The 9343-nt window shown below is 44.3% G+C and carries 6 protein-coding genes, 1 pseudogene and 2 CRISPR repeat arrays; of the genes and pseudogenes, 5 read left to right on the forward strand and 2 right to left on the reverse strand.

All coding sequences use genetic code 11. From position 1 onward, the window contains the following. Positions 1 to 176: 176 nt before the first annotated feature. A CRISPR array of direct repeats spans positions 177 to 1808; the repeat unit is 37 nt; unit sequence CTTTCATCTCACCAATCCCCGCCAAGGGGACTGAAAC. Between the two features lie 87 nt (positions 1809 to 1895). Then, positions 1896 to 3013, forward strand: a protein-coding gene (locus JUI58_RS01250; RefSeq protein WP_204101924.1) for an IS630 family transposase whose coding sequence is annotated in 2 segments (ribosomal slippage) — positions 1896 to 2316 and positions 2316 to 3013 — 1119 coding nt in all. Because the reading frame shifts where the segments join, the coding sequence is not laid out codon by codon here. 39 nt (positions 3014 to 3052) lie between these two features. Further along, positions 3053 to 3452: a CRISPR direct-repeat array (repeat unit 37 nt; unit sequence CTTTCATCTCACCAATCCCCGCCAAGGGGACTGAAAC). A gap of 85 nt (positions 3453 to 3537) precedes the next feature. On the opposite strand, the gene JUI58_RS01255 is transcribed toward JUI58_RS01250, so the two are convergent. Both JUI58_RS01255 and JUI58_RS27300 read right to left on the reverse strand, forming a co-directional pair. Next, positions 3538 to 4113 (reverse strand): HD domain-containing protein, encoded by a 576-nt coding sequence (locus JUI58_RS01255; RefSeq protein WP_204101925.1) that lies wholly within the window; start codon positions 4111 to 4113, stop codon positions 3538 to 3540. After that, positions 4110 to 5471, reverse strand: a complete 1362-nt coding sequence (locus JUI58_RS27300) for a TIGR03985 family CRISPR-associated protein (protein ID WP_204101926.1) — start codon at positions 5469 to 5471, stop codon at positions 4110 to 4112. Before JUI58_RS27300 ends, JUI58_RS01255 begins: the two co-directional genes overlap by 4 nt. Before the next feature lie 279 nt (positions 5472 to 5750). Between JUI58_RS27300 and crn3 the strand changes: the two genes are divergently transcribed. The 4 genes and pseudogenes from crn3 to JUI58_RS01280 all read left to right on the forward strand — a co-directional run. Further along, positions 5751 to 6098 (forward strand): CRISPR-associated ring nuclease Crn3/Csx3, encoded by a 348-nt coding sequence (gene crn3 / locus JUI58_RS01265; protein ID WP_204101927.1) that lies wholly within the window; start codon positions 5751 to 5753, stop codon positions 6096 to 6098. Between the two features lie 9 nt (positions 6099 to 6107). Then, positions 6108 to 7034 (forward strand): CRISPR-associated protein Csx3, encoded by a 927-nt coding sequence (locus tag JUI58_RS01270; protein ID WP_204101928.1) that lies wholly within the window; start codon positions 6108 to 6110, stop codon positions 7032 to 7034. Positions 7035 to 7069: 35 nt separating this feature from the next. Beyond that, positions 7070 to 8368, forward strand: a complete 1299-nt coding sequence (locus tag JUI58_RS01275; RefSeq protein WP_204101929.1) for a DUF1887 family CARF protein — start codon at positions 7070 to 7072, stop codon at positions 8366 to 8368. Continuing rightward, a pseudogene (locus JUI58_RS01280) lies at positions 8365 to 9343 on the forward strand (hypothetical protein); the annotation flags it as partial. The gene JUI58_RS01275 and the pseudogene JUI58_RS01280, both read left to right, overlap by 4 nt.

A 9343-nucleotide genomic window follows, 5' to 3' on the forward strand; every position in this document is an offset into this window, starting at 1 on the left:
TCCCGGGAGGTTCGTACAAAGTTGCCAGAACCTTGACAATTGAATAGTTTCAGACTTTGTTTCGGTAAAGTTTCGGGTGAAATCAGCCGCGATCGTGGTTCGATTTCAAGGCAAAATTTCAGGTTCGTACAAAACGGTCTGAGAATGCTTGCCCTGTAAGGGTTCTATCGCCCGGACTTTCATCTCACCAATCCCCGCCAAGGGGACTGAAACGTCTATCGACCAGAGGATAATGAGATCACCGTCCTCCTTTCATCTCACCAATCCCCGCCAAGGGGACTGAAACATTAACTAATAGCTCCTTATATATGTTTATTTTCTCACTTTCATCTCACCAATCCCCGCCAAGGGGACTGAAACGCAAATGCAGCGTTCGCAATGGGGTACGCGCGGACTTTCATCTCACCAATCCCCGCCAAGGGGACTGAAACTCTCCTTGACCCATTATCGACTCCCCTTCGAGCTTTCATCTCACCAATCCCCGCCAAGGGGACTGAAACTTGTTTTTACCTCCAATAAAGATTGGCTATTTAGAACTTTCATCTCACCAATCCCCGCCAAGGGGACTGAAACTTGCGGCTGTTCAGGGCGCTGAAATTCTCCCCTTAACTTTCATCTCACCAATCCCCGCCAAGGGGACTGAAACTTCTTATCAAAATCCTCTCTCCACGCACTTTGCCGCTTTCATCTCACCAATCCCCGCCAAGGGGACTGAAACTAATTTGCACTCCCAGCCAGCGATTGGCAGTCCACTTTCATCTCACCAATCCCCGCCAAGGGGACTGAAACCCATCGCTCATCAACCCGATCCCCTGTAATTTACCTTTCATCTCACCAATCCCCGCCAAGGGGACTGAAACGGGTGCTTTCCCATTAAGCTACACTTGCAAGAAACCTCATCTTTCATCTCACCAATCCCCGCCAAGGGGACTGAAACAAGCAAAGTGCAATACGAATGCTTTATATAGGTCTCTTTCATCTCACCAATCCCCGCCAAGGGGACTGAAACTATAATTTCTATTGATTTACCCGTGATCGAGGCACGCTTTCATCTCACCAATCCCCGCCAAGGGGACTGAAACAGCTAGATATCGGAATTCATTCAGATATCGGTTTTACTTTCATCTCACCAATCCCCGCCAAGGGGACTGAAACCTCGATCGCATTATCGAGATGGGGTTAGCAGAAGACTTTCATCTCACCAATCCCCGCCAAGGGGACTGAAACAAACTCTGTCTCTTTGAAGTAGGGCATTTTTTTATTAGCTTTCATCTCACCAATCCCCGCCAAGGGGACTGAAACATCGCGTTCAGATTTCCCTTCTGATACAGTTCGTAGACTTTCATCTCACCAATCCCCGCCAAGGGGACTGAAACTTGGCAGAGATTGCTTTTTTTATTCCTGCCGTTCGACTTTCATCTCACCAATCCCCGCCAAGGGGACTGAAACAAAAACGAGAATGAGGATTGCCGTCGGTGCTACGGTCTTTCATCTCACCAATCCCCGCCAAGGGGACTGAAACGGATAGCGCAACTATTACCGAATTGCCACGCACCTCTTTCATCTCACCAATCCCCGCCAAGGGGACTGAAACGTTGCAACGTTGCAATATCGCGATGGCATCCCCCACTTTCATCTCACCAATCCCCGCCAAGGGGACTGAAACAACTTCAGGCACATGGTGCGGTTCATCATCCAGCTTTCATCTCACCAATCCCCGCCAAGGGGACTGAAACTTTTTAATGGGAACTCTATAACACAAGAGTTTAGACTTTCATCTCACCAATCCCCGCCAAGGGGACTGAAACCGATAACCACAAACTACTAGTCCACCACAATGATAATGACAGGCGAGTAAAAATATGAGAAACTGAAAAAAATCGTCTGGAGAAATTATGGTAGTCAAATACATTGTCAATCTATCGGAAGAAGAACGTCAGGAACTGCATCAAATGACTTCAAAGGGGAGCATAAGTGCGAGAAAACTGAAAAGAGCCCAAATTTTAATGTTGGCAGATGAAGGATATCGAGACAAGACAATAGCGACGATGTTAAAAGTGGGAGAATCAACAGTACATCGAACAAGACAAAAGTGTGTAGAAGAAGGAATAGAAAAAGCATTACAAGAACGTTTGCGTCCGGGAAGAGCCAGAAAATTAGATGGAAAAGGAGAAGCCTTTTTAGTGGCAACAGCTTGTAGTAATCCGCCGGAAGGAAGAGTGTGTTGGACAATGCAGTTATTGTCAGAGCGTTTAATAGAATTGAAATTGGTAGAGAATATAAGTGACGAAACGGTGCGGCGGACTTTAAAAAAAACGAAACCAAACCTTGGTTGAAAGAACAATGGTGTATTCCCACGGTAGGAGCAGACTTTGTTTGGAGAATGGAGGATGTTTTAGAAACCTACGAAAAACCTTACGAGCCAAAGATTCCAATGGTTTGCTTTGATGAAAGACCTTGCCAGTTAATCAGTGAAACACGACATTCCTTACCACCTGAACCCGGACAACCAGAACGTTACGACTACGAATATCAAAGAGAAGGAACGTGCAACATATTTGCTTTTTTTCAACCTCATGCAGGATGGAGACACATGAAAGTAACAGAGCGAAGAACGGCTCAAGATTTTGCTTATTGTATGAAGGATTTAGTCGATATTTTCTTTCCTTTTGCCCTCCTCATTCGTGTAGTTCTTGACAATCTCAACACCCATACTCCAGCAGCACTATATCAAACATTTCCCCCAGAAGAGGCACGCAGAATTCTCTCGAAATTGGAGTTTCACTACACCCCCAAACATGGAAGTTGGCTAAATATGGTAGAAATTGAATTATCAGTATTATCTCGTCAATGTCTTAATCGGCGTATTCCTGATCTAGAGACAATGAAGCGAGAAACAGCATCTTGGGAGCGAGAACGAAATCAACAAGAAGCTACCGTGAACTGGCGTTTTACCAATCAAGATGCACGGGTCAAATTGGAGCGGTTATACCCACAACTTGACCTGTCATAATTTATGTGGTGGACTACTACGTTAATAACCATTTTTCCACTTTCATCTCACCAATCCCCGCCAAGGGGACTGAAACCTCGCAAATCTTCCAGAGTCGATTGCATTAACAATGTCTTTCATCTCACCAATCCCCGCCAAGGGGACTGAAACAGTTCCAAATATTGTCATTCGGAACAATTGACTTGACTTTCATCTCACCAATCCCCGCCAAGGGGACTGAAACTTGAGATCAACTCGATCGCGAACGTTTTGGCACAGCCTTTCATCTCACCAATCCCCGCCAAGGGGACTGAAACCCTTCTCTTTTTTATATTCTAGCGTTGGCTCATTTTCTTTCATCTCACCAATCCCCGCCAAGGGGACTGAAACATCATGTCTCCTGTTTCTTGCAGGATTTTTACACTTTCATCTCAACAAATAGATGAGCTTATTTGTCCTCACCCAAAAAGCCAAGGAAGATGTTCTCTCCATTGGACAGATGGATATTGAGCAGCATTCATAAAAAAAGTCAGACTCTTTATCTCTCAATCTTCACTTTCAAGGAATCGACTCAAACGAGAGATAATCTCAGCAAACTCCTCAATCCTCACACTGATGCCCCATTCTTGATAAACCGCCAACAATTCTTGATAAAACCAAAGGATATCCTCCGAAGGCTGGTGAAAATGCCGCCAAACCGAACTTCCCTGACGTTGTAACTGGAACAAAAGAGATCGCCCGTTGTGGAGTTTATCTGCAAGAGAAACCCGCACCACCGAAGGGCTACCGTTACGGATATTCTGCAAATAGCGAAGTTTGCGATCGCGCCAAGGGGGTTTCGGCATTTGGTTGGACTCCGTACACCCCTCCACAATTGCCGTCACCTCCTCCCCAAAACGCCCTAAAATCCTTTGGCGAGTCGCTTCCCCCCCTTGGTCTTCGATGGCATCATGGAGTAAAGCCGCGATCGCCTCGGTTTCACTTCCTCCATCCTCCAAAACCAACGCCGCAACGCTGAGTAAATGGGCAATATAGGGCGTTTCGTCTGCCTTACGGGTTTGCTGACAGTGGAGCGTACAAGCGTAAGTCAAAGCATCAGTAAATCGTTTGGTTAAAATCATAAGTCTTCAGGGTCGGAATAGTAAAAGGCTTCTTGGTTGGCTTCATTTCGCATTTGTTCTCGCAATTTCGGCGGCCACAGAACTTCACTCAGAGGTCGCCACGATCGCAAGCGATGCCAAATATTGACATCATCGACACGATACTCAGCACGGTAATAAGCATCATAAGGAGAGCGATCGGTCAAAATTCTGTCGTAGTATTGTTGCTGGGCGCGATCGCGACAATTTTCGAGAATATACTTATAGACTTCTCGATACAAGAGCTTTTGAAACGTATCGTGGCGATTGCTATTAGCAATGTAATTGTCGTGAAATTGCCTCTCGAAGCGCAAAATCAGGGTGGCTGCTGGCTTGTAAAAATAAAATCCCCACGCTTTGGCAAATTCTATCTCGATATCGTTTGGAGTCGGCAGCGTATCGTTCAGATATGCCTCCCATAAGATTGTGGGTAAATTTGCATTTTGCCATGTCAGGGGCGCAATTCGGGACACTCGATCCAAGCGCCAATGACACCAGCGATCGCTCAACCCACTCGTTTCACCATAGGCACAGAGGTACAAAGCGCGATGAGTATAGTAGAGACAAACGGGATAAACAATCGGCTTAACTATCTTTTGGAGGATAGCACTCCTGTAACTCAAGCGAATGGGAGGAACGGGGTTTTGATGCCAAAGCCTTTTGAGTTCCTCGCAGCGATCGTCAACACGATCGAGATCGTCTCGTCCTACCACATAATCCAGATGGAGGAAAAAACGCGAAGTTTGACCTTCCGTTGGTGCTAAACTCGTGGCAATCGCGTCGAGATCCTCGTTAGCCAAAGGGAGAGAATGGGACAGCAAAGCAGGTATTTCCTTCAATACTGGAAACTGCGGCCAATCTGCAACTAAGGAAAAATATTGCTTATTGCGCTGCAACCACCCCAATTCATGGAGAATCGCAAGATCGTTTTGCAAAGAACGGCGCGTGACCGCAAATAAAGGGCGATCGAGAACTGCTTCGAGGCGATCGCAGGGAATTCTCACTTGTTTTAGCAAGGATTCTTGCCACTCCACCAGATCGAAATCGGTCGTTTCCCATTGCAACCATTCTCGCCCCGAACGATAACAGGGACAATCGGGAGAATGTGCCGCGATCGCGGATTCAGATTTGGGATGGTCGGAGGCAAAGAAAGCATCTCGCCAATCGGGAAAGCGAAAAGGATCGGGTAAATTTAAGCGCGTATTGGCTTCCCCGTACAACACCCTTAACCATACCCAAAATCGCAAAGTAAGAGAGATATGCTGTTTGAGAGAACCCCTTGCCAGCCATTGCAAAAACTCGATTGATGGTGAAATTGTTAAAACTTCCCGATCATTCACGATAACCTCGATCGCTACTCCCCTATATTAATCGCTATTGGAAGTTAACCATTCCAACTCTCGCTCTGAGTCATCGGGGTAAACGATTCAGAGCAACCTCTCGATGTTTTGCATTTTGTATTGCTATTGAATCGAAATCGGCAAAATTGGAAGTGACCGTTTCCAACGCCTGTTATTCTGAACTCAACTCAATTTCAATTCATCATGACCAACAATCATAAGGTCTTAAACCTCCCGCTTGCTTCGGTCAGAACTGATAACTGATAACTGATAACTGAAATGACTGCAGTTCGACTTCATCTCATTCCCCATCAAACTCAATGCGGACTGTCCTATCAACACCTGCATTTCGAGCTTGCTACCCCCAATGGCATTATCACACCAGAGGATCTTAAAACCCTCAAACTTCCCACCGCGATCGACTATTCCCAAGGTATTGTTCTCGAAGGCAAAGGACCCATTTGGCTCTATGGCTATCTCGTTCATGAAAGCCATCCAGCCGCATGGACCGGATGTTACGATCCTCGACTGGGGGCGATCGTCATTGCCACTCACAGTCCTAATCTTCACGTCGGTCAAATTTTTAAGATCGCGTTGCCGGATGAAGTTCTATCCCGCGATTTATAGAGGAGAATGATGTCAAATGCTACTGTCATGACCGCAAAAAATCAAATTGAATTGCAAGTCGTGGAACTGTTGGGAGAGAATGGAACAACTTATCAAACCGCGATCATTTTCCTACAAGTTCCCAAGATCGATATTGACCTACTCCCACAGGTCAAATTGCCCGATGGACTCGATCGCGATCGCGGTGTCATTCTCTTTGGACAAGCTCCAATTTGGCTGTATGCTCGTCTGAGCGTTCTCTCCCGCAATTTTCCTTGGGTGGCTCATTACGGTATTCGAGAGAAACAAGCCATTGTCATTAGTAGTCGTGTGGCAGATTATCAACCCGGAGACGAGATCGCCTTGCAATTCAATCACGAACCCTGTGCAACGATCGTTGTTGGCGGTCCTGCCGATAGCGGCAAAAGTCACTTATCTTATGCCTTGATACAAATGTTCGAGGCATATCGTCCCGATTTGCCGTTGTATCTCCATCGCGCCAATTGGGACGGAGAAGGGATTCATACTTACGAAACTCCCGATCCCGAACTCGCCAAAAAATTGGTCAATGCCAACACTTATCGATTGCACCAACACGAGGATAGCGATCGCTTGATTCCCAAATATTTTCAATATCATGCTGATGCGATCGCGAATATCCGCAGCGTCCGCAATTTAGCCTTAGTGGATGTTGGAGGCTGGCCGCAACCAGAAAAACGCCCTGTGGTGGAACAATGCACCCATTCCATTATTATCAGCCGCTACCCCGAAAAAATCCCCGCTTGGCAGGAACTCTTTGCACCATTACAACCCTTAGCAGTCATTCACAGCATTTTGGAAGAGCGTTGCGAGATTGTACGCACGAAGCCTTATCTCGAAATCATCGCGGGGAAATGGCAGTTGGGGTGTAGCGTACCGGACGTGCTGCGCGATCGGGTTTTGAGCGTGGTGGGTTGAGCCTTTTTTACTAATTCTTATTGAGGTTTACTATTATGGCAAATTTAGAAAAATATCAAGTCGATCATCTCTTTTTACTAATTGGAGAAAATCCTCTACCTAATTATGTAGCAGCAAAATTATTACTCAACAAAGGTGGATTTCTCTATCTCGTTCATACGAGTGGAACTAACGCACAAGCGATACGATTACGGAAGATTTTAGATCGCGAAATAGAAGACTATCAACCTTCTCAATTGGTATCTCTTGAAGACTATGACTCTGATGCTTACCGAATTCAACGTAAGATTCTAGAACAAGTTGAGAGTTTGAAAGATGGCAAGGTCGGCATGAACTACACGGGGGGGACAAAAGCAATGGCAGTTCATGCTTACCGTGCCATGTTACAGGCAACTCAAAACAAAGGACAAGAGGCTGTTTTTAGTTATCTCGATCCTCGACGACTGGAGATGTGTATAGATCGCGAAGATGGCGATCGCATTCGCATCAAAATCGAGCCAAAAACTTTATCCGTAGATCTCAAAATTGTTTTTGAGTTACACGCTTGGTCTTTGGTTTCAAAACCTTCTGAAACTCCAATACACCCCAGTGCGGCTGAAAAATTTGCAAAATTTCACGCTCGAGAAGATTACGGAAAACATTGGAGAAAGTGGTGCGATAACACTCTAAGAGATTTGACTAAAAGTAAAAAAGGTGGCTGGCCTGCTAGTGAACAAGAATTAAAACAAGTTGAACCACTAGAGTTGGATTCATTAGAATCATATTCAGATATAAAATCTGCATTATCTTGTTTGGGAGTCACGGAAAATACACTATCTATTCAGTCTCTTAATGGACAAGAATTCAAAAAATTGAAACATATTTGTAAATGGCTTGATGGCGAATGGCTCGAACATTATGTTCTTCATAAAATCAAAGAAATTTCAAATGAAAAAGAAATCCATGACAGTGCAGTATCATTTAATATGGCTGTTGCGGGAAGCAAAGAAAACAAGTTTGAATTTGATGTTGCATTTATGAGAGGATATCAGCTTTTTGCAATATCCTGTACGGCAGATAGCACAAAACACCTCTGTAAACAAAAATTATTTGAGGCTTATATTAGAGCAAGACAGTTAGGAGGTGATGAAGCGCGAGTTGCATTAGTTTGTTGTGCTAGCCAAAAAGATATTTTGAAGTTAAGAACGGAAATCACCAATGTTTTACAGTCCAGTCCTAGCATGAGTAGTCACAGAGATAGCAAAATTGTCGTTTTGGGAAGAGAAGATTTACTCGATCTCCCTAATAAAATTTCCGAGTGGATTGATGAAAATGACTGGGAGGTAAATCAATGAAACTGACAGTAACAATTCTCGATACAACAGGAATTCAACACTACATCTTTAGTAGTAATCGCCTGCGTGAAAATATTGGAGCATCCTATCTACTTTCACAAGCAACAGATACTTGGGTAAAAGAGATATTAAAAGAAATAGGAGTTTCCAATCCAAAAACTCCAATTGAGAGTTCTAGCCAGAATGCAGAACTTGTTTATGCAGGAGGAGGGAATACTGTTTTACTGTTTAAGTCTCAGAACTTAGCCATTCAGTTTACACAAAAGTTGAGCTTAAAAATATTAAAAGAAGCCCCCGGCATCAATTTGGTTGTAGCTCATCAAGAGATTGACTGGGACAAAGACTTACTCTATAAAACCATACAAGATATGATGGCAAATGATTTGGATAAGAAAAAGCGATCGCGTATTCCTTCTTCACCATTACTGGGTCTTGGAGTAACTCAAGCCTGTAATTCTACTCAATTGGTTGCCGTTGACACCAGTAAATCTCATAGTTCTCCCACTGATTATCCAGTTTCTAGAGAGATTGTAGCAAAATTGGATGCCGTCAAATCAGCTAATACGCATCTAGAGAAAACCATCTTTGATGTTACAAAACCGAATACATGGAAAATTCCGCTCGACTTTGATGATTTTGGGCGATCGCGAGGAGAAAGCAGCTATCTTGCTATCGTTCATATTGATGGGAATAGTATGGGAAATCGCTTTGAAGAACATGGAAAAAATAAAAGCGATCGAAACTATATTACTGCGATACGAGAATTATCTGAAAGCGTTCGAGAAGCTGGTGAGAATGCCTTACAACAAATTACCCAAGACTTGATTGTATCTTGGGACTATCTGGAAGAAAAACTTGATTTACCAGATTGGCAATTACCATTTCGTCCTCTAGTATATGGTGGAGATGATGTTACCTTTGTTTGTGATGGTCGTTTGGGTTTAACGCTTGCGGCTCGTTACTTACAAGTATTTG

Source organism: Spirulina sp. CCY15215 (assembly GCF_016888125.1).
Lineage (GTDB): Bacteria > Cyanobacteriota > Cyanobacteriia > Cyanobacteriales > Spirulinaceae > CCY15215.